This is a genomic window from Actinomyces timonensis (assembly GCF_040702965.1).
GTDB lineage: Bacteria > Actinomycetota > Actinomycetes > Actinomycetales > Actinomycetaceae > Actinomyces > Actinomyces timonensis_A.
On record NZ_CP159989.1, the window covers coordinates 509756 to 536188 of the forward strand.

The window sequence follows — 26433 nt, forward strand, 5'->3', positions numbered from 1 at the left end:
GGCCGGGCGCCCGGCCGGAGCGCGGGCCGGAGGCCGTGGTGGCGCCTGCCCGCTGCCGTGCCGACGTCGCACGGCTGGGAGATGCTCGCCCTGGCGCTCCTCCTGGCGCTCGCCGGGTGGGCCACGCGCCTGGCCCTGCTCATGAGGGCCGGCCTCCTCCTGGCGATCCTCATGCTCCTGTGCCTGCTCATGGCGATGGCGCTGGGGGCGCTCGCAGCGCCCCGGGCGCGACTCCTCGGACCCGAGGAGATCATCGCCGGGCAGCCCGGCGCCTGGGCCATCGAGGGGCGGTCCAGGCTCATCGGCGCCCTTCCCGCGTGGCTGCGCTGGGAGATCGAGCACCTGCCCCGGAGCGCGAGCCCGGCCGGAGGGATCGCTCCCCACGGTCAGCGGCGCTTCACCGGCCCCCTGCGGGCGGTGGGGCGGAGCAGCGCCGCTGACCGCGGGGAGTCGCTCATCTCCTCCCTGACGATCACCGGCGCCGAGCGCGGGGCGCTGCGCCTGGAGGCCAGGTGGCTCCTCATCCACGAGCCCTTTGGCCTGGCGCGCGCCCGCGTGCCGATCCGTGCCGCCTCCCACGTGCTCGTCCTGCCCAGGCCCGCGGCCCTGCCCGAGGGCGTCGCCGTCGGCGCGGGCTCGGCCTCCTGGGGCAGGAGCGCCCACCGTGAGCGAGGCTCGGCCCAGCGCGGCGGCGAGCAGATCTGCCGCCTTCGCGACTACCTCCCCGGGGACCCGCTGACGTCCATTCACTGGCGCCAGTCCGCGCGCCAGGGCGGGCTCGTCGTCGCTGAGAGGGACCGAGTGCCGCGCCCGCGCCGCTCGCTCGCCCTCCGGCTCGCCGCCACGGCGCCCTCAGGGGCGCGGGGGAGGGCCGGGGCGGCGGAGCCGCGGGACGGCGTGGAGGAATCGGAGCGCGCGGAGCGGGCGATCAGCGTCGCCGCGGCCCTCATCACCGCCTGGGCGGAGCAGGGCTGCGCCGTCGACCTCGACCTCGGCGGCGAGGCGAGTGACGGGCCGAGCGCTGGGCCGAGTCGCGGGCCGAGCGCTGGGCCCGACGGCGTGGCCGGCAGCGCCCCGGGCCAGGGCCTCGCTCTCCTGCGCCGCCTCGCCGTCGTCGGCCCGGCAGACGCCAGGGCGAGCGCCGCCGAGCATTGGGGCGCGCGCGGCACCGGCGCCCCCGACGCCCTCGTCACCGACTCCCCGGCGCTCGCCGCCCGCGCGGGCCGGGAACTGCCGGAGGCCTCGGCGATCATCCTCATCGGTGATGACGGCGCGCCCACCCTCCGCACCGACCCACCCGTGGGGGGCCGACGATGAGGGGACGCGGCCCGCGCGCAGGACGGCTCACGAGGAGGAGCCAGCAGTGCGAACCGGGTCGGCCAGCCGGGCCGGGCCGGCTGAGCCGGTCCCGGGAGCCCCACCCCTCGGGCGAGGCCTCGCGGCTCCAGCCCCTGTGGGGGGCGCTCATCGTCACCGCCCTGAGCTGGGCGGGCCTGAGGGTCCTCGAGCGGGTCCTCCTGCCCGGGCCCTGGCAGTCGCGCGCCTTCCTCATCACGGCCGCCGTCCTGCTCATCACCGGTGGCGCCCGGGTCCTGTGGCCGCGGCGACCCGTCCTGCCCTGCGTCCTCGGCCTCCTCGCCGGCAGCACCCTCCTGGCCGCCCAGTCGCTCGCCAGCCCCGCGCTGAGCACGTGGATGGCCGACCCGGCGTCCGCGCTCGCCGAGGTCGGCCAGCAGGTCCGCTCCACCCACCCGCCCATGTCGGTGAGCGACAGCCTCTCCCTCCTGCTCGCCGCGCTCGCACTGCTCATCGCCTGGTGGTGCGCGCTCATCTCCACCACTGGCGGCGACAGGGTCGGGGTGACCGCCGTCGTCCCCGCCTCCTCCATGCTGGTGGCGGGATCGGTCGCCGACTGGACCCCACCGGGGCGGGTGGTCGCCGGATTCGGCATGGGCATCCTCCTGCTCATCGCCAGCGCCGCGCCCATGGCGCCCGCCCGGCGCGGGAGCGCGGCGGGCGCAGCGGGCTTGGCGGGCTTGCGCGCCCGGCTGGGCCTGGCGGGGGCGCGGGTCGTGGTGCTCGTCCTCGCGCTCGTCCTCGCTGCAGGAGTCGGTGGCGGGCTGCCGGTGAGGGCGCAGGACGACCTGCTCGACCGCGTCGTCGGCCGGGAGAAGAGCGTTCCCGAGACCAGCCTGACGCTGGGCAGCGACCTCGTCCACAGCACGGGCACCGCGTTCTCCTACCAGGCCGAGGGATCCGAGGGCGGCGAGTCCCTGCGCTTCACGCTCGCCGTCGTTCGCGACCTCGACGGCGGAACCTGGGATCCGATCAGCGTCCCCGACAACGCCCGGACCGTCAGCGAGCCGCCGACGGGGCTCGACGGCGCCGCCCTCACCCCGGTCTCCGTCCTGGAGGCCTCCGGGGGGCAGGCCGCCGGGAGCGGCGTGGACGTGCCCGGGCTGCGCGGCGTCGTCATACGGGTTGATGATCTTGTCACCGACCGCCTGCCCGCGCTCCAGTCCACCCTCGTCGTGGACGCGGTGGGCGAGCGGGTGACCAGCGCCTGGGGCGGCACCGCGCTGGACACGGCGTCCTGGCGCTGGATCCCCGGGACCTCCACAGCGCGATCCTGGCGCGATACCACCGCCACGGGGGACATGTACCGGGCCTACGGGTGGAGCGCCGTCGCCGGGCTCGACGGCTGGCCGATGATCGCGCCGCCCTACCCCGCGCCGGCGCCCGCCGCCGAGGACCTGGCGCCCTATCTGGCGCTGCCCGTGGGCCAGGGCGACTCCGGCGGGGGATCCGGCGTCGTTCACTCCGCCGGCGCGGAGGCCCTGGCGGCGGCGGGCCTCGGCCCCTCGTCGCCCGTCCCCGCGCGCGCCGCCGCGCTGGCCGCGTGGTTCCACGGCAATGGATTCGTCTACAACGAGTCCGCGCCGGGCGACTTCGACGGCACCGGGGCGGGCGGCGGCTCCGCGGACCCGGTGAGCACGGTGGAGGCGTTCCTCGCTGAGCGCTCCGGCTACTGCGTCCACTATGCCGCCGCCTTCACGCTCATGGCCCGGGACATGGGGCTGCCGACCCGCATCGCCATCGGCTACGCCTCCCACAGCCCCACCCTCGGGCAGGGCGCGGGGCCGACCCAGGTGCGCGCCGAGGACCTGCACGCCTGGCCCGAGGTGTGGATCGATGGCGCGGGATGGGTGGCCTTCGAGCCCACGCCCGGTGGGGCCGGCGCGCGCGCCAACAGGGACACCCCGGCCGAGGCCGATCCGGCGCCGACGGCGACCGCTTCCCCAAAGACCACCGCCTCCGCCCCGGCCACGGCCTCCCAGGTCGGGGCGGAGCCGACGGAGGGCGGTGCCGCCCCGTCCGCCGGGGGGTGGGCAGACCCGGTCGAGGGGGCTGGGGGCGCCCGTGTGGGCGCGGAGCCGAGCGGGCTCGCCGTGGGGGCGGTGGTGCTGCTGATGCTGTCGTTGCTCGCCGGGCCCGCCGTCATCAGGGTGATGAGGCGGCGGCGCCGCGCAGCGGTGATGTGCGATGGCAATGGCAGCGGTAACGGCGACGGCGGGTTTCGCGGGGTTCGCGGTCGAGGCGGCGGAGGCGGGCCGGCGGAGGCCGCTTGGGGCGAGCTGCTGGATAGCGCCGCGGACCTCGGGCTGATCAGCCGGGGGACGGCGCTGCCCTCGCGCACCCCGGGCGCCGTGGTGGCGCGTCTGACGGAGGCTCTTGGTGCTGGCGACGGCTCCGCGCGTGAGTCCCTGAGCGTCTTGGAGAGTGCGGTGGTGCGGGAGCGCTACGGCGCTGGCGCGGATGAGGGTGCCGGCTCAGCCGCTGGGGAACCTGGGCTGGATGAGGCGTTAGGAATATGCGTGAGGGAGATGCGTGAGCATGCCAGCTGGCCCCGCCGAGTCCGCGCCCGCCTCTTGCCCACGAGTCTCCTCCGTCCCTTCCGCATCTGACCCCCGTCCCCCCCCCCGTCGAGACCGGTCGTTGTTACGAGCGAGACCGGTTCGCTGTCCACAGGGTTGGGGCTGGTGGGGTGGGGTTGGTGGGGGTTTTCCACAGATTGGTGGTGGGGTCTGGTGCTGGGGGTGGGTGGGGTTCTAGGGTTGGGGTCCGACGGCGATGCCGCTGTCGTCTGGGGCCGACCTGGGGTCTCGCGCCGCTCCCTGGTTCATGACCGTATCGACCTTGGAAGGCCCCAGCGCCTATGGCCCTCTCGTCCTCCTCCTTGCTGGTCCGTGCTCCCCGACCCCCGCTGCCTCGACGGCGCGGCGCTCGTCTCGACGCCGGCAGCCGCCGTCCGATCGTCCTGGCGCTGGCGTTCTGCTGCGCCCTGGGCCCGGTGCTGCTGGCGGCCTGCGCCAAGGACCCTGCCCCGCCCGAGGTCAGCGGGACCCTGCCCACGCAGTTCGCGGCCGCCACCCCCAGCGTCAGCGCGCCGGCCTCGCTCAGCCCCGAGCTGGCCGCCCAGAGAGCCACCGCCCTGGCTATGCCCAAACCGGCCAAACCCGACATCGCCAGCCAGAACACTGAAGACGGGGCCGTCCGCGCCGCCTTTTACTTCCTCGAGCTCTACCGGTACGCCTTCGTCACCGGCGACACCACCGACCTGGCCGCCATGAGCGAGGAGGGATGCGTCTTCTGCCGATCCACCATCGACGACGCCACCGCGCTCCATGCTGGAGGCGGATGGGCCAACCCATGGGACCGGGAGGCGCCAAGCGTCGTCTACATTCCCTCAGGCGAGGGGAAAGAGTACTGTGGAGTAAGAATGACGATAAAGTCAGGCGAATCAACGTCCGTTAACGCCAAGGGTGAAATTCAGTATTCGGAAGCGCGCGATGAAACGCGACTGCTTTTCGCGCTGCGGCATCATGGCGACGGTTGGCGTGTCGGACAGGTGTCGTTGCTAAAATAATCATGAAAGAATTACTTCTCATCTCCCTCGTCGTTCAAGGGTATTCAGTGTCGCCATTCCTTATGTCCGAGCCGGATCCTCCAGGGAATCAACAAACAATCGAGTCAAGAGCATTCGCGAACCAGGTGACAACCGAGTCCTTAATCGCCGCAGACGTTCCGGTGCGGGGTGAAGGTCTTGCCGTCGACACCAGTGGCGGCTCCGGAGCGCCCAGCACCGGGGTGAGTGTGACGGCGGCCGATCCATCCCCCGCGTCCTCGAGGTACGGATGTATCGGTACCGGCATATCCGATCGTCCCGGGGGACCGACCGGTCAACTATGCTTCTTACGATCAAAGCAGACCCCGGCCCGGCCTCGGCGCTGATCGTGGTGACCTCCCGTGACGTGGCGACCCTCATCGTCGACGGCCCGGGCATCACCCTCCAACCACCCGGGAGCACCATCCTGGTGCACATGCCGCTGATCGCCTACACCAACCCCGCCACCCGCTCACTATCGACCACCGTGGGCGGCGTCAGCGTCGACGTCGAGGCCACCCCCACCACCTACGCCTGGCACTGGGGCGACGCCACAACCACGACCACCACCGACCCCGGGCACCCCTACCCCCACCACACCACCACCCACCTGTACACCACCACCGCCGACGGCGTCACCGTCACCCTGACCACCACCTGGACCGCCCGCTACCGCCCCACCGGCACCACCAACTGGCAGCCCGTCAACGGCTACCTCACCACCACCCAGACCTCCCCGCCCTTCAACATCCGCCGCCTGGTCCCCTACCTCACCGACGACGCCGAACACCACCACAACCACTAACCCACCCCCGAACCAGCCCCACCCCCAACAACAACCAGCCTCACCCCTCACAACAACCGGTCTCACCCAAAACTACAACCGGTCTCGCTCCTGATTTCGACCGGTCTCGATGAAAGGGGAGAGGCGGGGCGGGGAGGGGCGGGGAGAGGAGGGACGGGGCTCTAGGGGGCGCTGGGGGAGGAGGGGGAGGCGCCGTCGCCTCCCTCGCCCTCGTCGCGGCGGCGACGGCGGATGTCCCGATCCAGGTTTCGCAGGAACTCAGGGTCGTCGTCCGGGCCCAGAGGCCGCGGCCTCTCAGGGCGGCGGAACTCCACGCCCTCGCGCGAGGACCAGAGGTTGGGCTCGATGACGCCCCCGCGCTCCTCGGCGGCCTTCACCCGCGAGGTGATGATCCATGCGATCGGCCCCACGCCGGTGAGGGCCAGGATGATGAGGAGCCACATGGGCTTCGGGAGTCGCGCGGGCATGTCCTCGCCCGGTGTGCGGGCGCAGTCCAGCACCGCGTAGATCGCCAGGGCGAACAGGAGGACGATGAGAACGGCGCGCACGCCCCCACCATATCCGAGTCGTCGGCCGAGGGCGGGCCGAGTCCGGGCGGCGCGACGGCGCGAGCGGTGCGAGGATGCCCCCGTGAACGCGCGCCCGGCCCCCCTCCTCCTGCGCGGCGGCACAGATCCCGACGCCGTCGTCGGGCTCCGGGCCGCCCTGATCCCCCTGCTCGCCCTGGAGGCCTCCCGTCCCGCCTCCTCCGCGGCTGCCTCGGGGCGTGGTGCCGCCCCCCGCCCATTACTCGTCCCTATCTCCCCGCATGAGGATGAGGCCCGCGTCCGCGCCGACCTCGCGCGCCGTGTCGACCCAGCCGGCCCCGCCGCCCGCGCCGACATCCTTCTGCGGACCTCCGGCTCCACCACGGGCACCGGCTCCCTCATCGCCATGAGCGCCGCCGCTCTGACCGCCTCCGCCCGCGCCACCCACGCGCGCCTGGCCGGGCCCGGAACCTGGGTCCTCGCCCTCCCCTCGCACCACGTCGCCGGGCTCCAGGTCCTCGTGCGCTCGCTCGTGGCCGGGACCGAGCCCATCGTCGTCGACACCACCGGCGGGTTCACGACAGGCGCGCTCACCGACGGACTCGCCCGAGCCCTCGCCACCAGCAGCGGCCCCGTCTACCTCTCCCTCGTGCCCACCCAGCTCCTGCGCGCCCTGGCGGATCCCGACTGCGCCCGCGCCCTGGCCCGCGCCAGCGCCGTCCTCCTCGGCGGGGCCGCCGCCGACACCGCCCTGCTCGCCCGGGCCCGCAGCGCCGGCATCCCCGTCGTCACCACCTACGGGATGAGCGAGACCGGCGGCGGCTGCGTCTACGACGGCGCCCCCCTCGACGGCGTCACCGTCACCATCGAGGACCCCGACGCCACGGGCGCGGGCCGCATCTCCCTGGCCGGCCCCGTCCTCGCCCTCAGATACGCCCACAGCGAGCCCCCCGGTGAGCCCGGGGCCAAGGAGCCCTCCTCGCGCTTCACCACCCGTGACGGGCGGCCCCTCCTGCTGACCTCCGATCGCGGGCGCCTCGACGGGCGCGGTCGCCTCACAGTCCTCGGGCGCCTCGACGACGTCATCATCAGTGGCGGCGTCAAGGTGGACCCCCGCGAGGTCGAGGCCGCTCTCCTGCGCCTGCCAGGGGTCGGGGAGGCCTGCGTCGTCGGGATTCCCGATGCCCGGTGGGGGAGCGCCGTGGCGGCCGCCGTCGTTCCCGCGCCCACCGGGGGCGGAGGGCTGGATTCCGGGGCCCTGCGCTGCGCCGCGCGCGCCGCCCTGCCGGGCGCCAGGGCCCCTAAGCGCCTCGTCGTCGTGCCCGAGCTGCCCCAGCGAGGCCCCGGCAAGCCCGACCGGCGCGCCGTCGCCGCCCTCCTGGCCGACCCCAGCCGGCCGGAGGCCTTCCGGCCAGGCCACTGATCCCGATCCGCGGGCGGTCCCCGGACACGGCCCCGCCCACAGGCTCTCCCGCGCGGCCCGCCCGCCGAGGGCGCGGACGGTGACCCGCGATAGGCTCGTAGGCGCATCCCCTCCGAGAGGACCCCATGAGCAGACCAGCCCTCCAGGCGTCGCCCGTCCGCGCCACCAATTGGGCGGAGGTCGTGCGCCTGCGCACCCTGCCCGCCGCCGTCGCTCCCGTCCTCCTGGGCGCCGGCGCCGCCACCTCGTTGGGTACCGGCTCCCTGCTGCGCACGCTGCTCGCGGCGGGCGTCGCCCTGACCCTCCAGATCGGCTGCAACCTCGCTAATGACTACTCCGACGGCGTGCGCGGAACGGACGACCAGCGCACCGGGCCGCCGAGGCTGACCGCCTCGGGGCGGGTGCCGCCCGGTGCCGTCAAGCTCGCCGCCTTCGCCTGCTTCGGGATCGCCGCGGCCCTCGGGCTCGCCCTGGTGGTTCTCACGGGCCAGTGGTGGCTCATCGGCGTCGGCGTCGCCGCCGTGGCCGCCGCCTGGTTCTACACCGGCGGCCCCTGCCCCTACGGCTACGCCGGCCTGGGAGAGGTCTTCGTCCTCGTCTTCTTCGGGTTCGTGGCTACCTGCGGCACCGCCTACGTCCAGGGCGGTGCCGTGCCCGGATGGCTCTGGCTCGCCGCCTGCGGAATCGGCCTCATCGCCTGCTCCCTGCTCATGGTCAACAACCTGCGCGACATCGACACCGATCCCTCCCACGGGAAGAGGACGCTGGCCGTGCGCCTCGGCGATTCCCGCGCCCGCAGCGCCTACATGGTCATGGTGTTCATGCCGGTCTTCATCGCGGCCGGATCGCTCGCCTGGGCGCATGCCGCCGTTGGCGGCGCCTGGGACGCCGTGGCCATCGTCGACGTCGTCTGCCCCCTCGTCATCGTGCTCCCCTTCGCCTGGCGCGCCACGACCGCCGTGAGCGCCGGGGCCACCGGCCGCGAGCTCATCGGCGCCCTGCGCAACGCGGGCCAGTACGAGCTCGTCTACGGCGTCGTCATCGGACTGGCCTTCCTCATCGTGGGGACTTGAGGCCCCGCGCGCGACGGCGCCCCGGCGCCCTGTCCGAGGACCGGACTGAGACGCCGGGGCGCTCGTGCCGCTGACGGATCCCAGTCGCCGCTGTCCGAGCCCGAGGACCCTCAGGCGGCCGTGCCGAGGGCGGCGATGGCGACGAGGGCGGCGGCCATGGTGGAGCGCACGCGCATGGGCTCGCCCCCTCCGGGCGTAGAAAAGCGGTCGGCCGCATCGTGATGCGGTCGACCGCCAGTGGGCGCGACGAGCCCTCGGCGCGGCCCTCTCCCCAACTCAGAGGCCGCGCCGAGGGAGCTTCTACTCCGCGCTCGTCGCGGGGGTCACTTCGCGCCGTCGCTCATCTTGTTGTCCTTGCCGTCGGACATCTTGTCGCCCTTGCCGTCGGACATCTTGTCGCCCTTGCCGTCAGACATCTTGTCGGCGCTGGCGGTTGCGGCGGGCTTGGTGTCCTTCGAGTCGTTGGACGAGCCGCAGGCGGCCAGGCCCACGGCGGAGACGGCGATGAGGCCGGCGGCGAGAGCGGTGCGAGCGGTGCGAATACGCATGGGAGTTCTCCTCTACGAAGGTTCTGGGTCGGGCCCGCCTCATGGCGAGCCGTCACCCCTCGTTCGGGGCCGGCGCCCAGCCGGATCGGATCAATCGATGTGACGCTCGTCATGTCACATTCGTCGTCATTCCACCCATCCGCCGACCGCCCAGCGCCGAACAAGGGGTGTATCAACCGCATAGACACGCTTAGGAGCCCAGATGCTCATCAGTCTTGTCCTCATTGGCTTCTTCGGAGGCCTTATCACGGGCATATCGCCGTGCATCCTGCCGGTCCTGCCCGTCATCCTCCTGTCCGGCGGCGCCCAGGGCGCCAAGGGCGAGGGCGGGAAGGCGCCCTCGCGCCTGCACCCCTACCTCGTCGTCGGCGGCCTTGTCCTGAGCTTCACCACCTTCACCCTCATCGGCTCCACACTGCTCAACCTGCTGGGCCTCCCGCAGGACACGCTCCGCTGGGCCGGCGTGATCCTCCTCGCCCTCATCGGCGTGGCCATGATCATCCCGAAGGTCATGGAGATCATCGAGCGCCCCTTCGCGCGCTTCCAGAGCCTGGGAGGCGGCAAGCGCCCCACGAACGGATTCCTCCTCGGCCTCGTCCTGGGAACCGCCTACGTGCCCTGCGCCGGCCCCGTGCTCGCCGCCGTCTCCGTGGCGGGCTCCACCGGCAAGATCGGCGCCGACACGGTCGCCCTCGCCGTGTCCTTCGGCCTGGGCACCGCCGTCCCCCTGCTCTTCTTCGCCCTGGCCGGCCGCGGCATCACCGAGCGCCTCAAGTCCTTCCGCACGCGTCAGAAGGGCGTGCGCATCGCCGCCGGCGCCATGATGATCTTCCTGGCCGTCGCCCTGGTGACGGACCTGCCCGCCGTCGTCCAGCGCTCCCTGCCGGACTACACCGCCTCCCTCCAGGCCAAGACGGATAAGGCGCTCAGCTCCACCCGTCAGACCTCCGAGGGCCGGGGGGCCTGCGTCGACGGCGCCGACCACCTGGAGAACTGCGGCACCGTCCCGGAGCTGACCGGGATCAACGCATGGTTCAACACCCCCGGCGACCAGCCGCTGACCGCGGCCGACCGCGAGGGCAAGGTCCACCTCTACGACTTCTGGGCGTACTCCTGCATCAACTGCCAGCGCTCCATTCCCGGAATCGAGAGGCTCTACAAGACCTACAAGGACTCTGGCCTGCAGGTCGTCGGCATCCACTCCCCGGAGTACGCCTTCGAGAAGGAGGTCGACAACGTCCGCGCCGGGGCCCAGAAGCTCGGGATCACCTACCCGGTCGCCGTCGACTCCAAGCTGGCCACCTGGACCGCCTTCGACAACCACTACTGGCCCGCCCACTACCTCGTGGACGCCACCGGGCAGCTGCGCCAGGTGAAGTTCGGCGAGGGCGGCGAGGCGAACACCGAGAAGCTCGTCCGCGAGCTGCTCAGGCAGGCGAACCCGTCCGTCCAGCTCCCCGAGCCCATCTTCACCGAGGCGGACAACACCCCCGACGTCTCGGCTGAGCGCAGCCCTGAGACCTACCTCGGCTCCGACCGCGCCCAGTACTTCGCCGGTGGTGTCCTCAAGCCCGGTTCCGGCACCTTCACCTTCCCCGCCGAGCAGAAGGCGAGCAGCTTCTCCCTCGAGGGGGCCTGGTTCGTCGAGGGCCAGCAGATCCGCCCCGAGGGCGCGCCCGGCAAGCTGCGCCTGTCCTGGAAGGGTAAGCACGTCTACCTCGTGGCCTCCGGGGAGGGCAACATCACCTGGAAGAACGCCGACGGCGAGGAGAAGACGACCCACATCTCCGGAACGCCGAACACCAATGAGCTCGTGAGCATGGACAAGCCCTCGTCGGGCCAGTTGGAGCTCACGGTTGACCCGGGGGTCTCCCTGTACTCCTTCACCTTCGGGTGAGGCGCGCAGTCCCCGGCTGCGAATGGGAAGAGAGGAGGAGAACGATGAGGAGGCGCCCCACCGGGCCCGTACTATGCGCAGTGTGGAAAAGCAGCGGCACACTGAGCACGGAGACGAGGTCGACGCCCTCCTGGGACGTGTTGCCCAGGGTGACGAGCATGCCTTCGCCGAATTGTACGACGCTTGGGCGGGGCGCCTCCTCGCCCTCATCATCCGCATTCTCATCGACCGGTCCCAGAGCGAGGAGGTCCTCCAGGAGGTCATGCTCGAGGCTTGGCGCCGAGCGCCCTCCTTCGATCCCTCCCGGGGGACGGGCCGGGCCTGGCTCGTCACCATGGCCCGCCATCGGGCCATCGACAGGGTCCGCTCCGCCCAGGCCGCGAGGGACCGCGAGGAGGCCTGGCGGGGATACCTCCCCGACACCGATGTCACGGTCGCCGAGGTGGAGGACCGCATGGAGGCCGGAAGGGTTCGTGAGGCCCTCGACGCCGTCGGGGAGCCCCACCGCACGACGATCGCCCTGGCCTACTTCACCGGCCTCACGCATACCGAGATCGCCAAGCGGACGGGCGTTCCGCTGGGCACTGTCAAGAGCCGCATCCGGGACGGGATGGCCAAGATGAGAGCGCACCTAGGAGAACAACGATGAGCAGGGAGGGAGAGGACATGGCCGTGGCAACGCGCACCGGCGTCGATGATGAGGAGCTCCACGCGCTCCTCGACGGCGAGACCGGCGCCCTCCTCGGCGCGTCACTGGCCCCCGTCGAGCCGTCCGCCGGGATGCGCGCGGAGATCCTGGAGCGGATCAAGGGAGTCGAGCAGGACGGGGCGGCCCCGGCCCCCGGCGCCCACTCGGAGACGGGCCGCGCGGATGCCTCTCGCGGCCCCGTCGCCGACGACGCCGAGGCGCTCGCCCCCGTCATCCCGCTGCGCCGCCGCCGCGCCTGGCGCTACACGGCCCAGGCGGCGGCCGCCGTCGCGCTCATCTCCGCGGGCTTCGGCGCCGGATACGGCAGTGGCTACGGATCGGGCTATGACGGCGGCCACGACACCGCCATGGAGCACGTGACCCCGATGATCGACTACACCCACCTCAATCAGGCCCAGGACGTCCGGCGCGTCTCCGACACCATGCCCGACGGGCACGTGGCCACGCTGACCTGGAGCGAGGGAATGTCCATGACGGCCCTGTCCCTCCCGGCGGCGATGCCCGCCCCGGCGAGCGGGACCACTTTGCAGATGTGGCTGGAGGATCCCTCCTCCGGCATCACCTCGCTGGGCGCCTACTCCCCCGACGAGGGCACCACCTTCACCTTCCTCCCCGCGACGCCGAGGCCCGGCCAGCGCGTCCTCATCACGGCCGAGCCCGCCGGGGGCTCCGCCCGGCCGACGACGAAGCCGCTCGTGGTCCTCGCCGTCGGCGGGCGGGGCGGCGATGAGGGGAGCGGCCAGGGCGCGGGGCCGAGCGGCCCGGCCGCCGCGCCTTCGTCCCCGGCCGCCAGCCACGCCTGAGGCGCCTGGCCCGAGGGAGCAGTGGGCGGCCCCGGCACCGAGCTCGGTGCCGGGGCCGCCCACGCGCGATGAGGAGGGCGTCAGCGGGCACCCTCGGTCAGGGGCGCCTCCGCGTCGGGCTCATGCGTGATCCGGTTGCGGATGTCGCGGCGCACCACCTCGATGCTCCACAGCCAGATGATGTGCCCGAAGAACTCCGAGAAGTGCTCGGACCAGGTCTGCGCGCCGGCCACCCACGGGAAGGGGCTCGGGGCCCAGCCCAGCAACGGCATGACGACGACGTGCGCGCCCACGTAGACGAGGACGCCGAAGGCGGTGCCCTGCCACAGCTTGATGCCGGGGTAGTACTCGGCGAGGACGCAGTAGATGAGCGCGAACGCGATCGCGAAGCTGAAGTGCACGATGAAGGACATGATCGGCGCCGGGTTGTTGTTGAAGGTCACCGTCGCGTGCGAGGCGTCATGGGACATGCCGAACCACTCCAGCATCGACTGAGGGGGGTTGGTCTCCGAGCGGACGCCCGGGGTGCGGGGAGGGAAGGGCACCTCCCAGCCGAATTTCACGATGGCGGAGAAGAAGCCCCCGATGAGGCCGACGATGATCGCCGTGCCGATGCGGCGACGGGCCGGATCGGTCTTGGTGAGCAGTGATGACATGAGGGAGACCTCCTTGATGGTGTGATCAGCGGAATATGCCTAGAAGTAGTAGGGGAAGGGGGACCAGTCCGGATCGCGGCGCGCCAGGAAGGCGTCCCGCCCCTCGACGGCCTCATCGGTCATGTAGGCCAGGCGCGTGGCCTCCCCGGCGAAGACCTGCTGGCCGGCCAGGCCGTCGTCAGCCAGGTTGAAGGCGTACTTGAGCATGCGGATCGCCTGGGGCGACTTCGAGGCCACGATGGCGGCGTACTCCAGCGCCCGCTCCTCCAACTCGGCATGGGGCACCGCCTCGTTGACCACGCCCCAGCGCTCCGCGTCGCGGGCGTCATAGGCGCGGGCGAGGAAGAAGATCTCCCGGGCGCGCTTGTCCCCGCACTGGCGGGCCAGCAGCGCCGAGCCGTAGCCGGCGTCGAAGGAGCCCACGTTCGCGTCGGTCTGCTTGAAGCGCGCGTGCTCGATGGAGGCCAGCGACAGGTCGCACACGACGTTGAGCGAGTGCCCGCCCCCGGCGGCCCAGCCGCTCACCGCGGCGATGACGACCTTGGGCATCATGCGGATGAGCCTCTGGACCTCGAGGATGTGCAGGCGCCCCGCCCGGGCCGTGTCCGCGCGGGCCCGTGCCGCCGCCACATCGGCCTCATGGGAGCGGGGATCCGACGGCGGCCGATGGGCCTCGGGGGCGGTGGGCTCGGCGCGCCGAGCGGCCGACGCGCCGTCGTCGGTCTCGTAGAGGTAGCCGTCCCTGCCCCGGATGCGCTGGTCCCCCCCGGAGGAGAAGGCCCAGCCGCCGTCACGCGGGGAGGGGCCGTTGCCGGTGAGGATGACCGCGCCGACGTCGCTGCTCATGCGCGCGTGGTCGAGCACGGCGGCGAGCTCATCGACGGTTCGCGGCCGGAAGGCGTTGCGCACCTCGGGGCGGTCGATCGCCACGCGCACCACGGGAAGATCCCGCGACCAGGCGCCGTCGGCGTCCCGCTCGCAGCCGCGGTGGTAGGTGACGTCGGTGAGCTCGCCCGCGCTGAAGCCCTCGACCTCCCTCCAGCGCAGGGGGTCGAAGATCTCCGAGACGCGGTGGGGCAGGGGGTGCTCGGAGCCCCGCCCGGTGCGGGCCCGCCCGGAGGCGGGCGCCGGCGGCCTTGGAGGGGCGGATGGGGCTGATGAGGAAGATGCGGAGGTCATGGGCATCAGAGTAGGCGAGTGGCGCGAGGATCAGCGCCGCTACGCTGGGCCCATGAACGAGTCCCAGCCCAGTGCCGCGCCTCACGCGATGCCAGGCGTCGCGTCCGCCAACGCTGTCCGCGCCACCGGAGAGCCCGTGGCGGCGAGCCGCGCCCACCAGCGCCAGACCATCCCCGCGACCCAGGGCGGGGGGCGGGTCGACTCCGAGGTCGGCCGACTGCGCGAGGTCATCGTCCACCGGCCTGGCGCGGAGGTGGCCCGCCTGACGCCCATCAACGCGAACAGCCTCCTGTTCGACGACGCCCTCGACATCGAGGTCGCCCAGGCCGAGCACGACGCCCTCACCGCGATCCTGCGCGGGCACGGCGTCATCGTCCACGACTTCCGCGACCTGCTCGCCGAGTCCCTCGCCGTGCCCGGGGCCCGCGCCCTCGTCCTGGAGCAGGCCGTGGGCCCCGACGAGGTCGGGCTGTCCACCTCCGAGGTCCTCACCTCCTACCTCTCGGGCCTGCCCGACGCCGAGCTCGCCGAGATCCTCCTGGCGGGCCTGACCCGCGCCGAGCTGCACGACCGCCTCGACGCCGCCGATGCCAGGATCTTGCTCGCCACGACCTTCCTGTCGACCCTCGAGGGGCAGTTCGTCATCTCCCCGCTGCCCAACCACCTGTTCACGCGCGATGCCTCCTCGTGGATGTACGGCGCCTGCCACCTCAACCCGATGGCGCTGGCCCCCCGCCGCCGCGAGACCGCCAACTACGAGGCGGTGTACCGCTACCACCCCGCGTTCGCCGACCGGGCCGCTGTCTGGGCCGCCGCGCGCCAGGCCACGGGCGCCACCGTTGAGGGCGGCGATATCCAGGTGATGGGCAACCGGACCCTCGTCGTGGGGCTCTCGCACCGCTCTACCGCCGCGGGCGTCGAGCGCCTGGCCTCCCGGCTCTTCACCGATGGCGCCGCGGACCGCGTCATCGGCGTGCACATGCCCGATCGCGCCTTCTACACCGAGCTCGACGCCGTCATGCACCTGGACACCCTCATGTCGATGGTCGCCCCGGACACCTACCTGCGCTTCGCGGGCTTCGATGACGTCACCACCGTGGAGATCGAGCCCGGCCCCGCCCACGGCTCCTCGACGCCGGGCCTCAAGGTCACGATCCACGACGGCGCCGAGATGGACCGGGTCCTGGCCCGGGCGGCAGGCGTCGATTCCCTCCGCATCATCAGCCCCGACATGACCGATGAGTCCGAGGCCCTGCGGGAGCTGGCGCGCGACTCCTGCAACGTCGTCGCCCTCGCCCCGAACCTCGTCATCGGCTACGCCCACAACCGGCGGGCCAATGAGGCGCTGCGCTCCGCGGGCGTCGAGGTGATCGAGACCCCCGGCGTCGAGCTCGTCCGCGGTCGTGGTGGCGGCCATTGCATGACCTGCCCCATCACCCGCGACGCCGTATGAGCGGGCCGCGCGCGCCTCGGCGCCGGCGGTCCGTCCGGCGGCCCCGAGGCGGCGCGCTCCGCGGGGCGTCAGGCAGCGGGCTTGGGGCGGTAGGCGGTCAGGTGGCCTGAGTTGCCGTAGACGATCATCTCGCCGCCGTAGGAGGCGACGCCCCACGAGGAGATATCGCCGACCCTGATCGCCCCCGACTCGCCGCCCGAACCGGGGTCGACCAGGTGCAGGTACAGGTCATGGTCCCGTACCTCGCGCACTTCGGCGAGCGGCCCGGTTCCCATCATCGTCGTGTAGGTGACCGGCAGCAGCCTGCATCCGGCGCCGTCATCAGCGGCGGCGCGGTTGCGCCGGGTCAGCGAGTTGACGCCCGGCATCGACAGGGTCGAGCCGCCGTGAAGGAGCGTGGCGGAGCAGGCCCCGCTCGTCGCCTCCGCGGAGACCGTCATCGTCGACGGCGCCCAGGAGGTGTCCGCGCTCTCGATCCAGGCGCGGGCCTGCTCCGCGCTGATCGGCGTGGGGGAGTAGGGGAATGTGCCGTAGTCCTTCGAGCCGTCCCGGCGGGCGTCCCCGAGGGGGGAGCCGTCGGGGGAGTACAGGGAGACTCGCTCCTCATCCTCGGATTTGTCCGAGACGCCGATGAGCCAGCCGTCGGACAGGGGCGCTATGAGGGCGGAGCCCGTGATCTGCCCCATGGATCGGGTCGATCCGTCCTCGAGGTCCATGACGAGCAACTCCGTGGTGGCCTTATCGCTCCTCTGGAGGTTCAGGTCCCCCATCGCCAGGGCGTACCTGTTGCCGTTGAGCAGGCCGAGTCCCACCTCGATAGTGCTGTTGGATGACTCGATCGTCGTTGTCCAGCGCTCGTCGTAGCGGGAGGTCCACAGCGTGCAGGTCAGGCCCTCGCAGGCGATCGCGACGCCGTGAGAGGCGGAGACCGTCGCACCCGCCGGCCACGGGGCGCGAACGCGCTCCTGGGTGTCGAGATCGATCAGGTCACCGCCGTCGACCACCCAGTTCTTCCACACCCCGGCTTCCGGCAGGGCGTGGTCGAGCTCCTGCTCCCAGAGGGTCTCGACTCCCCTCTCGGACTCCTGCAGGACCGTGATGAGGGTGGACTCGCTCCAGATGATGAGGCGCACGAGCTTGGAGCCGACCCTTATGAGCCTGACCCGGTCCTCCTCATGGGCGCTCGGGGACCCGGGGCCGCCATAGCTCCATGCCTCCTCGGCCCCGTTGAGCCAATCCGTCGACCACGTGTTCCTGGAGGGGGCGACGAACTCATTCAGGGCCCTCGGCGCTGCGGACCTCAAGACCCCGTAGGCGGCGGCGCCGCCTCCCAGGAGCGCGCTGAGCGCTAGGACGACCGAGATCGCGGCGCGGACCCGGCCTCCTGGGGCGGGTGGGGGACTCGATGAGGGCGGCGGATCAGCGACCATGGGATCGAGGATGCCACGGATCCCGGCGGCTCGCAGCGGGTCGCCCCGCCGGGCGCGCGACACCGCCGGGCGCTCCATGACCTGGGGATCCCCGGGGCCGGGTGACGGCGAGCCCTGGAATCGCCGACCTCTGGCTATCCTGGGGGCGTGACTCCCATTTCCCATGCGCGGATCCGCGGAGAAGCTCGACCTGGGGGCTCTCCGGGAGAAGGACCGCACCGGCCTCCTGGCTGACGTCGACAGGATCGTCGTCTGGGATATCGCCCTGACCAGCCGCTTCCGCGGTCTGACGCGTCGTGACGGCGTCCTCGTCCACGGCCCTGCGGGCTGGGGCGAGGCCGCCCCCTTCTGGGACTACGACGCCGACGCCTCCGCGCCGTGGCTCGCCGCGGCCCTCGAGGCCTCCACCGGTATCGGGCCCGGAGGCGCCCCCGCCCCCCAGCACCCCGTCGTGCGCGCCCACATCCCCGTCAACGTGACCGTCCCCGAGGTGGGGGAGCAGCAGGCCCGTGAGATAGTGGCCGCCTCGGGCTGCCGCACCGCCAAGGTCAAGGTCGCCGGGCGGCGCGACTCCATGCGCAAGGACATCAAGAGGCTCGAGGCCGTCCGGGACGCCCTCGGCCCCGAGGGCCACATCCGCATCGACGCCAACGGCTGCTGGGACCTCGACGCCGCCGCCCGCCACATCCCCATCCTCGACCGCGCCGCGGCGGGCCTGGAGTACGTGGAGCAGCCCTGCTCCGACGTCCACGACCTCGCCGCGCTGCGCAAGCGCCTCAGCGTGCCGATCGCCGCCGACGAGTCCATCCGCCTGTCCACCGACCCCCTCGCCGTCACCCGCCTGCGGGCGGCCGACCTGGCGATCCTCAAGGCCGCCCCCCTGGGAGGGGTCACCCGCGCCCTCGCGATGGCCGAGCGGCTCGGACTGCCCGCCGTCGTCTCCTCCTCCCTGGACACGACCATCGGCCTGTCCGAGGGCGCCCGGCTGGCCGCGGCGCTGCCCGTGCTCGGGCGCGCCTGCGGGCTGGGCACCATCCGCCTGCTCTCGCGCGACGTCGCCGTGCCCTCCGCCGTCCCCGTGGACGGCTCCCTCCCGGTGCGCGCGCCCCACCTGTCCAAGGCGATCCTCGGCGCCGTGCTCGCCGGCGAGGAGACCGTCTCCCAGTGGCAGTCCCGTTTCACCCATATGCTCGGGGCCCTGGCCGCCCGACGGGAGCGGGAGGCGCGCGACGCCTCGAGCGCCGTCGGGGGCCTTCCGATCTGACCAGCGCCGACGGCGCTCACGACGAAGCCGAGGACCGATGCAGCCCTCCTCACTCACCGCTGCCGCCGCTATCGTGGAGGCCCTGGTGGCCACGGGCGTGCGCTGGGCGGTCCTCAGCCCTGGATCGCGATCCGCCCCAATGGCCTACGCCCTGGCAGAGGCGGAGGCCGCCGGGCTCCTGGGCCTGCGGGTCGTCCTGGACGAGCGCAGCGCCGGCTTCACCGCCCTGGGCATGAGCCGCGCCGCCCTCCTGGAGGGCCGGCGCGCCCCCGCCGCCGTCGTGACCACCTCCGGCACCGCCGTGGCCAACCTCCACCCGGCAGTCGCCGAGGCCGATGCCGCCGGCATCCCGCTGGTCATCATCTCCACCGACCGCCCGCACGAGCTCGTGAGCACCGGTGCCAACCAGACCACCGCGCAGGCGGGCATCTTCGCGCTCGCACCGCGCGCGACCGTCGACATCCCCGCCGATCTCACGGCCCCCGGCCCGGCCGGACTGGGCGAGAAGGCCGGGCGGGCGGCCATCACCGGGCAGGTCCGCAGGGCCGTTCTCGCCGCCGCCGGGACGCTGACCCGCGATCCGGGCCCCACCCACATCAACGCCCGATTCCGCCCGCCGCTCACGCCGGGCGATGGGGCCATCCTGGGGGAGCCGCGCCCGCGCGCCGCATCCGCGGGCCCGGCGAAGGCGCCCGCCGCCCCCGTGCCCAATCCCGTCTGGGAGGCCCCCGGCGCCCCCGCCGTGGGAGAGGGGGCCAGCGCCCCGGGGCTCGTCGTCGCCGGCGACTGCCCCGACCCCGCCCTCGGCGACCTCGCCGCGAGAGCGGCCGAGCGCCTCGGGTGGCCGCTCCTGGCCGAGCCGACCTCGGGCGCGCGCCATGGCGCCACCGCGCTGCCCCGCTACGCCGAGCTGCTCGCCACCACCGCCGGGCGCGACCTGGCATCGAGGGCGCGCCGCATCCTCGTCGTCGGCCACCCCAGCCTCAGTCGGCCTATCAGCGCGCTCCTGGCCCGTGATGACGCCCGGATCAGCGTCCTGGCCGATCGGGCCAGGATCACCGACGTCGCTGGAACCGCGGGGCGCGTCATCGCCGTCGACCCCGCCGACACCCCCGGCGGCCGGGCGGGCCAGGCGGAGCGGGTCGCGCGCCTCCTCGGGGGCGGGGGGTGCGCCTGGGCGGCCGACTGGACGAGCGCCGTCGCCGCTCTCGACCCGCTCTCGGCGCCGCTCGGCGCCGCGGCCGGCTTCCACGCTGACGCCGATGCCCCCCACTCGGGCGCTCTGACCGCCGACGGCGCCGCGCTCGCCGTCTGGGACGCCTGCGCTCCCGGTGGCGCGGGAGGGGAGGCGCCCCTGCTCGTCGTCGGCTCATCCATGACGATCCGCCGCCTCGACCGGCTCGCGCCCGTGGGCGCGCCCGCGCCCACCGCCGTCGCCAACCGGGGCCTGGCCGGGATCGATGGGACGATCGCCACCGCCGCCGGCCTCGCCCTAGCCTCCGGGCGGCCGGTGCGCGCGCTCATGGGGGACCTCACCTTCCTCCACGACGCCATGTCTCTCGGCCGCGGCGAGCATGAGCGCGAGCCCGACCTCCAGGTCATCGTCCTCGATGACGCCGGTGGCGCCATCTTCAAGGGCCTGGAGTACGCGGGAGTGCCGGGGGATGAGCGATTCACCCGCCTCTTCGCCACCCCTCAGCGCGGCGGCATCACGGCCCTGGCCCGGGCCCTGGGCCTGGCCGCCTACGAGGTGGACGACGCGCGCGCCCTCGAGCGTGCCCTGGCGGAGCCGGTGCGCGGGCTGAGCGTCATACGGGTCGCCCTGGCCTGAGCCCGCCCTGGGCGTCGGTATGCCAAGATGCAACCGGCCCCACTGCCAGGGCGATCACTGGCGGGCGGATCGCGCACAGCCTGGCCACAGGTGGTGGGAAGAGAAGACACAGTCTTCCCGGTTTACCATGCGGCCGATAGCAGTAGATGACGCGGGTCGACGAGGCGCGCGCCCCCTATCCAGGAGGATCAGAGGAGAACATGAGCAACTACGACGACTCGAACGGGCAGCCGACCGGTGGCGCCAGCGCCACCAATCCGTTCAGCCTCGCTCCCTCCGACCCCGCCCCCGTGGACGGCTCGGCCCCCGGGGTGGCGCGCATGACCGACCCCGCCGCGCCCACAGAGACCTACACCTCCGCCCCCACCGCCCCCGCCGGGTACGACTTCGGCCCGGGCTCTCAGCCGGGGTACCACACCGCCGCCAACGCCTTCGAGGCGCCGACGCCCATGGGCGCCGTCGACGGCGAGGCCCCTGCCCCCGCGGCCCCCGCGAAGGAGCGCCGGGGGCCCGGCTGGGGCGCCATGATCGGTATGACCGTGGCCGCTGCCCTGCTCGCCTCCGGGGGCACCTTCGCCGCCCTCCGCTACGACGCCGATGGCCCCTCCGCCCCGAAGGGCTCCGTCTCCTCGCCCACCGCCGTCGCGACCGGCGCCACCACGCAGACCGTCACCTCCCAGGGGACGACCCCGGACTGGCAGGCCGTCACCGCCGCCGTGTCGAACTCGGTCGTGTCCATCACGGTGTCCAAGGGGGACAGCGGCGCCGTCGGCTCCGGCGTCATCTACGACTCCAAGGGGCACATCCTCACCAACCAGCACGTGGTCGCGGGGGCCTCGAAGATCATGGTCACCCTCGCCGACGGTCGCATCTACGGCGCCGAGGTCGCCGGCACGGATGCCAGCACGGACCTGGCCGTCATCAAGCTCAAGAACGCCCCGGGCGACCTCACCGTGGCGCAGATCGGGGACTCGGACTCCCTCGCGACCGGCCAGGGCGTCATGGCGATCGGCAACCCGCTGGGCCTGTCCTCCACGGTGACCACCGGCATCATCTCCGCGCTCGACCGCCCCGTGGTGACCACCCAGGAGAACCCCGCGGACCCCTCCACTGATCCCGACCAGCAGCAGGCGCCGCAGCAGGGGGGCCTCGGCGGACTGCTCAACAACCTGCGAGACAGGGGCCAGAGCGCCACCTCGCAGGTCTACACCAACGCCATCCAGATCGATGCCGCCATCAACCCCGGCAACTCCGGCGGGCCGCTCTTCGACGGCAGCGGCAAGGTCATCGGCATCACCAGCTCGATCGCCTCGACCGGGGGCTCCGGCTCCTCGGGCGAGAAGGCGGGGTCGATCGGCATCGGCTTCGCCATCCCCGTCAAGCTCGCCCAGAAGGTCGCCGACCAGCTCATCGCCACTGGCAGCGCTTCGCACGCCTACCTGGGGGTGAGCATTGGTGACGGCGGCGCTGAGGCCGACGGCGTCCTGCGCGCGGGCGCCGAGGTCGGGAGCGTGGAGCAGGGCTCTCCCGCGGCCAACGCCGGTCTCAAGCAGGGCGACGTGATCACGGCGATCAATGGCAAGAGCACCAACCAGGCCGCGGCGCTCACCGGCTTCGTCCGCCAGTACTCGGCGGGGGACGAGGTGACGCTCACCGTCATCAGGGGCGGTAAGTCCCAGGAGGCCAAGGTCACCCTCGCCGAGAAGACCTCCTGACTCTCGTCGCCGAGACCGGTCTCGCTCCTATTCTCGACCGGTCTCGGCGATGGGGAGGGCGCCGAGGGCGCCGAGCATGGGGCGCATCTTCGCGCGGGTCTCGGCGAGCTCATCGTCGGGATCGGAGTCCGGCATGATCCCGCCGCCCCCGAAGACCCTCACCGGCCCGCCGGGCGCGGCGATGGAACCGCTGCGCAGCGCGATGCACCACTCGCCCTCGCCGTGCCAGTCCACCCAGCCCACCGGCCCCGCGTAGCGCCCGCGGTCCATGCCCTCGACCTCCTCGATGATCCGGCCGGCGGCCTCGCGCGGCGTCCCGCAGACAGCCGCGGTCGGGTGCAGGGCCCCCACGAGGGACAGGGCCCCCGTGTCGCCCGCGACGACCCCGGTGATATCGCTGGCCAGGTGCAGGACATTGGGCAGCTCCAGGAGGAAGCGCTCGGGCGCCTCCACCACCGAGCACAGCGGCATGAGGGCCTCTATCGCCGAGGCCCGCGCCAGGGCGTGCTCCCGGTTGTTCTTCGCCGAGCCCTCCAGCCAGGCGGCCAGCTCGGCGGTGCGCCGCGGGCTGTCGCCCGGATGACGCCGGGCAGTGCCCGCCAGCACCCGGCTCGTCAGCCTCCGACCGGTCAGGCGCAGCAGCATCTCCGGCGAGGCCCCGACCATCCCATCGACGGCGAAGGTCCAGCACGACGGGTACGACCGCCCCAGCCTCCCCAGGATCGTCCCCGTGGCAAGGGGCTCACCGGGGGTGACCAGCACATCCCTGGCCAGGACGACCTTGCGGGCCTCGCTGGCGCGCATGCGCTCGCAGGTGGCGGCCACGACCGCGCGCCAGCTCGCGTCATCCAGGGAGCCCTGGGCGACGGCGCTCCCGCGGCCGCTCGCGGCGGGCGGGGCCGACGCCGCCCCCAGCAGCTCCGCGAGGAGCGCGCCGTGGTCGGGGTGCTCCGCGGGGTCTCCGCCAACCCCGTCCGCGCCGCCCCGGGGGGCGGGGACCGCAGTGGTCATCCAGGCCCCGCTCTCATCGGCGCCCACGATCACCTGCGGCACGAGCAGCACGGACTCGGCCGCCGAGCGGTCCGAGAACGCGATCGTCCCCATCGCTACCGGCCCCGTGCCCGGCCGGACCAACGGATCACGCCACCAGGAGGCGTAGACCGTCGCCCGCCAGGCGCGGCGCAGCTCCTCGATGCGTCCCGTCCCCCGCGCGCCCAGGACCAGCGCCCGGCCGAGCCCCACGAGGCCCCGCCCCTGGTGGACCCAGGAGACGACGTCGTCGCGCCCGGTGAGCAGGTCGAGCAGCGGCGCGCCATCGAGGGCGCCGGGCGGCAGCGCGGTGGTCAGGAACGACAGGCGCGGGGGGTGCGCGGCCGCCTCGGCCGCGGCGAGGGCCCGTGCCCGCGACGCCCCGGGGCCCCGGGAGGGCGCGGCGCCGCTCACGGTCGCGGCTTGGTGGCGCGGTGGACGGCGACGATCCCGCCCGACAGGTTCTTGTAGCCCACGCCGCGCCACCCGGCCTCCCCCATGAGCGCCGCCAGGGCGCGCTGGTCGGGCCAGGCGAGGATCGACTCGCCCAGGTAGTCGTAGGCCTCGGTGTTCGACGAGACGAGGCGGGCCAGGGCCGGCAGGGCCGTGCCCAGGTAGTAGCGGTAGGCGGCGCGGAAGGCCCGCTGGGTGGGGGAGGAGAACTCGGCGATGACGAGGCGCCCGCCCGGCCGGGCCACGCGCGCCATCTCGCGCAGGGCCGTAGAGGTGTCCTGCACGTTGCGCAGCCCGTAGGAGATCGTGACGACGTCGAAGGATCCGTCGGCGAAGGGCAGGTCCATCGCGTCACCCTCGACGAACTCGATGCCTGGGTGGCGTCGCCTCCCCTCGGCGACCATCCCGGGGGAGAAGTCGCAGGCGACGACGTCGGCCCCGTCGGCCGCGTACTCCACGGCCGAGGTGCCGGTGCCGGCGGCGAGGTCGAGGACCCGTGTCCCGGGGCGGGCCGCGACGGCGGCGCGGGTCACCCGGCGCCACATGCGCACCTGCCACAGGCTCATGACGTCGTTGGTGAGGTCGTAGCGGTGCGCGACCGCGTCGAACATGCCCGCGACCTCGCGGGGGTCCTTGGAGAGGGAGGCTCGGCTCATGTCCCCATCATTCCAGGAAGTCGCCGCCGTCCCCGCCGCGCCGACCCGTCCCGGGGGCGCGACGATGAGGGACCCTGGTCCCAGGAGGGCACTCTATTTAGGTACGGGTATTAGACGTAATTCACTTGTCTGATAACTTGTCGCCGATCACAGAGGGGTGCCTGGATCGTTGTGATTCCGCCGATGGGGCGGCCGGGGTGATCAAGGGCCGAGACCGCGCTGTCATCTCGGTAGAGTCTTCCCAGGCCCGCCGTGCCGGATGGGTCACATGGCCCACTGCCCGCGCCGAGAGTGCCGCGGGCTCCCCCTCAGGGCCATGGCATGAGATCTCTCGAAGGAGGCTGGCCGATGACGATCGCCCCCACGAGCCGCAGCGCCGCGGCGGTGCAGCGGCCCGCGCGCGGGAGCGACCTGACCGCGGACGTCGTCGTCATGGGCGCCGGCCCCGCTGGCTCATCGGCCGCCTACCACCTGGCCACCCTCGGCCTGGACGTGCTCCTCGTGGAGAAGGGCGAGCTCGGCCGGGACAAGGTCTGCGGTGACGGCCTCACCCCCTCCGCCGTGCGCGAGCTCGCCTCCATGGCCGTGGACACCACCGGCTGGCAGCGGAACGTCGGCCTGCGCGTCATCGGCGGCGGTCACCGCCTCACCTTCCCCTGGCCAGAGCAGCCGTCGTTCCCCTCCTACGGGATGGCCCGTCCCCGGGCCCGGCTCGACGCGGACCTCGCCGCCCATGCCCAGCGCGCCGGCGCCCGGCTCCTGACCGGCGTCACCGCCACCGGCCCGGTCCTGACTCCCTCGGGGCGCGTCGTCGGAGTCGAGGCCAGGCCCACCGCTCGCGTCGAGGCCCCCGGTATCGAGGCCCCCGCGCGCCTGTCCGCCCCGCTCGTCATCGACGCCGGCGGCGTCTCCGCGCGCCTGGCCACGGCCGTGGGCCGCGCCAAGAACGAGCGCAGGCCCCTGGGCGTGGCCGTGCGCGCCTACTTCCGCTCCCCGCGCTGCGACGACGAGTGGATGGAGTCCCAGCTCGAGTTGTGGGACGGCAAGCCCGGCGAGTCCGACCTCCTGCCCGGCTACGGCTGGATCTGGCCCGTGGGCGACGGCGTCGTCAACGTCGGGCTCGGCTCAGTCTCCTCCCGGGCCGCCACCACCCGCATCGACTACCGAGGCGCCTTCGCCCGCTGGATCGCGAACTGCCCGGCCGAGTGGGGCTTCACGCAGGACAACCAGGTCGGGCGCCTCGCCTCCGCCGCCCTGCCCATGGCCTTCAACCGCAAGCCCCACTACGCCGACGGGCTCATGCTCCTGGGTGACGCCGGCGGCATGGTCTCCCCCTTCAACGGCGAGGGAATCGCCCAGGCGCTCATGTCCGGGCGCCTCGCCGCCCAGGCGGCCGCCCAGGCCTCCGTGCGCTCCACCCGGGCCGGCCGCGAGCAGGCGCTCGCCCAGTACCCGGCCGCCCTGAGCGCGGAGATGGGCGGCTACTACACGCTCGGGCGCCTCTTCGTCGCCCTCATCGAGCACCCCGAGGTCATGCGGATCTGCACCCGCTACGGGCTTCCCCGCAAGCGCCTCATGAAGCTCGTCACCAAGCTCCTGTCCGACGGGTGGGAGCGCCGCGGCGGCGATGCGGTCGACCATTTCATCCAGCTCCTGACAAGGATGGTGCCAGCAGCATGAATCCGTACGTCTCACTGCTCGTCATGGCCGGGGTGGCGCTCGTCGTCGCGCTGGGTGGGCTGGCGCTGTCGGCGATCATCAGCCCGAACCGGACCAACAGGGTCAAGGTCGCCAACTACGAGTGCGGGATCGACCCCACCCCCGTCAACACCGAGACCGGGCGCTTCCCCGTCTCCTTCTACCTGGTCGGCATGACGTTCATCATCTTCGACGTCGAGGTCGTCTTCCTCTACCCCTGGGCCACCGCCTTCGCCCGGCTCGGGTTCTTCGGGTTGTCCGCCGCGCTCATCTTCATCGCCCTCATCACGGTGCCCTACATCCTGGAATGGCGCCGCGGCGGCCTGGACTGGGACTGAG

Annotated in this window: 22 protein-coding genes; 15 read left to right on the top strand and 7 right to left on the bottom strand. The window is 73.1% G+C overall.

Annotation, left to right across the window (positions count from 1 at the left end):
- Positions 1–57: 57 nt before the first annotated feature.
- The 4 genes from ABXS69_RS02210 to ABXS69_RS02225 all read left to right on the top strand — a co-directional run bounded on the left by ABXS69_RS02210 (position 58) and on the right by ABXS69_RS02225 (position 5750).
- Complete coding sequence (locus tag ABXS69_RS02210; protein WP_366180978.1) at positions 58–1317, top strand: DUF58 domain-containing protein; 1260 nt, start codon at positions 58–60, stop codon at positions 1315–1317.
- On the top strand, positions 1314–3965 hold the full coding sequence (locus ABXS69_RS02215) for a transglutaminase-like domain-containing protein (RefSeq protein ID WP_366180979.1): 2652 nt from the start codon (positions 1314–1316) through the stop codon (positions 3963–3965). Before ABXS69_RS02210 ends, ABXS69_RS02215 begins: the two co-directional genes overlap by 4 nt.
- 251 nt (positions 3966–4216) lie before the next feature.
- Complete coding sequence (locus tag ABXS69_RS02220) at positions 4217–4927, top strand: DUF6318 family protein (RefSeq protein WP_366180980.1); 711 nt, start codon at positions 4217–4219, stop codon at positions 4925–4927.
- Between the two features lie 319 nt (positions 4928–5246).
- Positions 5247–5750 (top strand): zinc transporter, encoded by a 504-nt coding sequence (locus ABXS69_RS02225; RefSeq protein ID WP_366180981.1) that lies wholly within the window; start codon positions 5247–5249, stop codon positions 5748–5750.
- Between the two features lie 161 nt (positions 5751–5911).
- Here ABXS69_RS02225 and ABXS69_RS02230 read toward each other — a convergent pair whose 3' ends face one another.
- Positions 5912–6298, bottom strand: a complete 387-nt coding sequence (locus ABXS69_RS02230) for a PLD nuclease N-terminal domain-containing protein (RefSeq protein ID WP_366180982.1) — start codon at positions 6296–6298, stop codon at positions 5912–5914.
- A gap of 82 nt (positions 6299–6380) precedes the next feature.
- Between ABXS69_RS02230 and ABXS69_RS02235 the strand changes: the two genes are divergently transcribed.
- Positions 6381–7700, top strand: coding sequence for an AMP-binding protein (locus ABXS69_RS02235; RefSeq protein ID WP_366180983.1), 1320 nt, complete (start codon positions 6381–6383; stop codon positions 7698–7700).
- A gap of 125 nt (positions 7701–7825) precedes the next feature.
- Positions 7826–8773 carry a 1,4-dihydroxy-2-naphthoate polyprenyltransferase gene (locus ABXS69_RS02240; RefSeq protein WP_366180984.1) on the top strand — a complete coding sequence of 316 codons (948 nt, stop codon included), beginning with the start codon at positions 7826–7828 and terminating at the stop codon, positions 8771–8773.
- A gap of 323 nt (positions 8774–9096) precedes the next feature.
- Here the strand turns inward: ABXS69_RS02240 and ABXS69_RS02245 are convergent, their stop codons facing one another.
- Positions 9097–9321 carry a hypothetical protein gene (locus ABXS69_RS02245; RefSeq protein WP_366180985.1) on the bottom strand — a complete coding sequence of 75 codons (225 nt, stop codon included), beginning with the start codon at positions 9319–9321 and terminating at the stop codon, positions 9097–9099.
- Between the two features lie 202 nt (positions 9322–9523).
- On the opposite strand from ABXS69_RS02245, the gene ABXS69_RS02250 reads away from it, so the two are divergent.
- From ABXS69_RS02250 to ABXS69_RS02260, 3 genes are all read left to right on the top strand, one after another.
- Positions 9524–11218, top strand: a complete 1695-nt coding sequence (locus tag ABXS69_RS02250) for a cytochrome c biogenesis protein CcdA (RefSeq protein WP_366180986.1) — start codon at positions 9524–9526, stop codon at positions 11216–11218.
- 73 nt (positions 11219–11291) lie between these two features.
- Entirely contained in the window at positions 11292–11867 is a 576-nt protein-coding gene (locus tag ABXS69_RS02255) for a sigma-70 family RNA polymerase sigma factor (protein WP_366180987.1), read from the top strand.
- Entirely contained in the window at positions 11864–12730 is an 867-nt protein-coding gene (locus ABXS69_RS02260; protein WP_366180988.1) for an anti-sigma factor, read from the top strand. Before ABXS69_RS02255 ends, ABXS69_RS02260 begins: the two co-directional genes overlap by 4 nt.
- A gap of 80 nt (positions 12731–12810) precedes the next feature.
- Here ABXS69_RS02260 and ABXS69_RS02265 read toward each other — a convergent pair whose 3' ends face one another.
- Positions 12811–13386 carry a DUF1440 domain-containing protein gene (locus ABXS69_RS02265; RefSeq protein WP_366180989.1) on the bottom strand — a complete coding sequence of 192 codons (576 nt, stop codon included), beginning with the start codon at positions 13384–13386 and terminating at the stop codon, positions 12811–12813.
- Between the two features lie 39 nt (positions 13387–13425).
- Complete coding sequence (locus ABXS69_RS02270; RefSeq protein WP_366180990.1) at positions 13426–14565, bottom strand: 1,4-dihydroxy-2-naphthoyl-CoA synthase; 1140 nt, start codon at positions 14563–14565, stop codon at positions 13426–13428.
- Between the two features lie 52 nt (positions 14566–14617).
- Between ABXS69_RS02270 and ABXS69_RS02275 the strand changes: the two genes are divergently transcribed.
- A complete protein-coding gene (locus ABXS69_RS02275) occupies positions 14618–16018 on the top strand; it encodes an arginine deiminase family protein (RefSeq protein WP_366180991.1) in 1401 nt (466 codons plus the stop codon).
- A 68-nt stretch (positions 16019–16086) separates the two neighbouring features.
- On the opposite strand, the gene ABXS69_RS02280 is transcribed toward ABXS69_RS02275, so the two are convergent.
- Positions 16087–17448: a hypothetical protein gene (locus ABXS69_RS02280; protein ID WP_366180992.1), complete on the bottom strand. Its 1362-nt coding sequence runs from the start codon at positions 17446–17448 to the stop codon at positions 16087–16089.
- A 163-nt stretch (positions 17449–17611) separates the two neighbouring features.
- Here ABXS69_RS02280 and ABXS69_RS02285 point away from each other — a divergent pair, with 163 nt between their 5' ends.
- From ABXS69_RS02285 to ABXS69_RS02295, 3 genes are all read left to right on the top strand, one after another.
- Positions 17612–18712 carry an o-succinylbenzoate synthase gene (locus ABXS69_RS02285; protein ID WP_366180993.1) on the top strand — a complete coding sequence of 367 codons (1101 nt, stop codon included), beginning with the start codon at positions 17612–17614 and terminating at the stop codon, positions 18710–18712.
- Between the two features lie 37 nt (positions 18713–18749).
- Positions 18750–20543 carry a 2-succinyl-5-enolpyruvyl-6-hydroxy-3-cyclohexene-1-carboxylic-acid synthase gene (gene menD, locus ABXS69_RS02290; protein ID WP_366180994.1) on the top strand — a complete coding sequence of 598 codons (1794 nt, stop codon included), beginning with the start codon at positions 18750–18752 and terminating at the stop codon, positions 20541–20543.
- Positions 20544–20743: 200 nt separating this feature from the next.
- Positions 20744–22258, top strand: a complete 1515-nt coding sequence (locus ABXS69_RS02295) for a trypsin-like peptidase domain-containing protein (protein ID WP_366180995.1) — start codon at positions 20744–20746, stop codon at positions 22256–22258.
- A 27-nt stretch (positions 22259–22285) separates the two neighbouring features.
- Here ABXS69_RS02295 and ABXS69_RS02300 read toward each other — a convergent pair whose 3' ends face one another.
- Both ABXS69_RS02300 and ABXS69_RS02305 read right to left on the bottom strand, forming a co-directional pair.
- Positions 22286–23701, bottom strand: coding sequence for an isochorismate synthase (locus tag ABXS69_RS02300; RefSeq protein WP_366180996.1), 1416 nt, complete (start codon positions 23699–23701; stop codon positions 22286–22288).
- Positions 23698–24396, bottom strand: a complete 699-nt coding sequence (locus ABXS69_RS02305) for a demethylmenaquinone methyltransferase (protein ID WP_366180997.1) — start codon at positions 24394–24396, stop codon at positions 23698–23700. Before ABXS69_RS02305 ends, ABXS69_RS02300 begins: the two co-directional genes overlap by 4 nt.
- Positions 24397–24744: 348 nt before the next feature.
- Between ABXS69_RS02305 and ABXS69_RS02310 the strand changes: the two genes are divergently transcribed.
- Together ABXS69_RS02310 and ndhC are read left to right on the top strand one after the other, a co-directional pair.
- Positions 24745–26076, top strand: coding sequence for a geranylgeranyl reductase family protein (locus ABXS69_RS02310; RefSeq protein WP_366180998.1), 1332 nt, complete (start codon positions 24745–24747; stop codon positions 26074–26076).
- Positions 26073–26432 (top strand): NADH-quinone oxidoreductase subunit A, encoded by a 360-nt coding sequence (ndhC, locus tag ABXS69_RS02315; protein WP_159523652.1) that lies wholly within the window; start codon positions 26073–26075, stop codon positions 26430–26432. The genes ABXS69_RS02310 and ndhC overlap by 4 nt, the downstream gene beginning before the upstream one ends.
- Position 26433: the final 1 nt, after the last annotated feature.

Excerpts from the sequence above, each read along its gene's own strand:
- ABXS69_RS02215 (WP_366180979.1), top strand. The coding sequence starts at position 1,314 with ATGAGGGGACGCGGCCCGCGCGCAGGACGGCTCACGAGGAGGAGCCAG.
- ABXS69_RS02220 (WP_366180980.1), top strand. The coding sequence starts at position 4,217 with ATGGCCCTCTCGTCCTCCTCCTTGCTGGTCCGTGCTCCCCGACCCCCG.
- ABXS69_RS02225 (WP_366180981.1), top strand. The coding sequence starts at position 5,247 with ATGCTTCTTACGATCAAAGCAGACCCCGGCCCGGCCTCGGCGCTGATC.
- ABXS69_RS02240 (WP_366180984.1), top strand. The coding sequence starts at position 7,826 with ATGAGCAGACCAGCCCTCCAGGCGTCGCCCGTCCGCGCCACCAATTGG.
- ABXS69_RS02245 (WP_366180985.1), bottom strand. The coding sequence starts at position 9,321 with ATGCGTATTCGCACCGCTCGCACCGCTCTCGCCGCCGGCCTCATCGCC.
- ABXS69_RS02250 (WP_366180986.1), top strand. The coding sequence starts at position 9,524 with ATGCTCATCAGTCTTGTCCTCATTGGCTTCTTCGGAGGCCTTATCACG.
- ABXS69_RS02255 (WP_366180987.1), top strand. The coding sequence starts at position 11,292 with ATGCGCAGTGTGGAAAAGCAGCGGCACACTGAGCACGGAGACGAGGTC.
- ABXS69_RS02260 (WP_366180988.1), top strand. The coding sequence starts at position 11,864 with ATGAGCAGGGAGGGAGAGGACATGGCCGTGGCAACGCGCACCGGCGTC.
- ABXS69_RS02265 (WP_366180989.1), bottom strand. The coding sequence starts at position 13,386 with ATGTCATCACTGCTCACCAAGACCGATCCGGCCCGTCGCCGCATCGGC.
- ABXS69_RS02270 (WP_366180990.1), bottom strand. The coding sequence starts at position 14,565 with ATGACCTCCGCATCTTCCTCATCAGCCCCATCCGCCCCTCCAAGGCCG.
- ABXS69_RS02275 (WP_366180991.1), top strand. The coding sequence starts at position 14,618 with ATGAACGAGTCCCAGCCCAGTGCCGCGCCTCACGCGATGCCAGGCGTC.
- ABXS69_RS02280 (WP_366180992.1), bottom strand. The coding sequence starts at position 17,448 with ATGGTCGCTGATCCGCCGCCCTCATCGAGTCCCCCACCCGCCCCAGGA.
- ABXS69_RS02285 (WP_366180993.1), top strand. The coding sequence starts at position 17,612 with ATGCGCGGATCCGCGGAGAAGCTCGACCTGGGGGCTCTCCGGGAGAAG.
- menD (WP_366180994.1), top strand. The coding sequence starts at position 18,750 with ATGCAGCCCTCCTCACTCACCGCTGCCGCCGCTATCGTGGAGGCCCTG.
- ABXS69_RS02295 (WP_366180995.1), top strand. The coding sequence starts at position 20,744 with ATGAGCAACTACGACGACTCGAACGGGCAGCCGACCGGTGGCGCCAGC.
- ABXS69_RS02305 (WP_366180997.1), bottom strand. The coding sequence starts at position 24,396 with ATGAGCCGAGCCTCCCTCTCCAAGGACCCCCGCGAGGTCGCGGGCATG.
- ABXS69_RS02310 (WP_366180998.1), top strand. The coding sequence starts at position 24,745 with ATGACGATCGCCCCCACGAGCCGCAGCGCCGCGGCGGTGCAGCGGCCC.
- ndhC (WP_159523652.1), top strand. The coding sequence starts at position 26,073 with ATGAATCCGTACGTCTCACTGCTCGTCATGGCCGGGGTGGCGCTCGTC.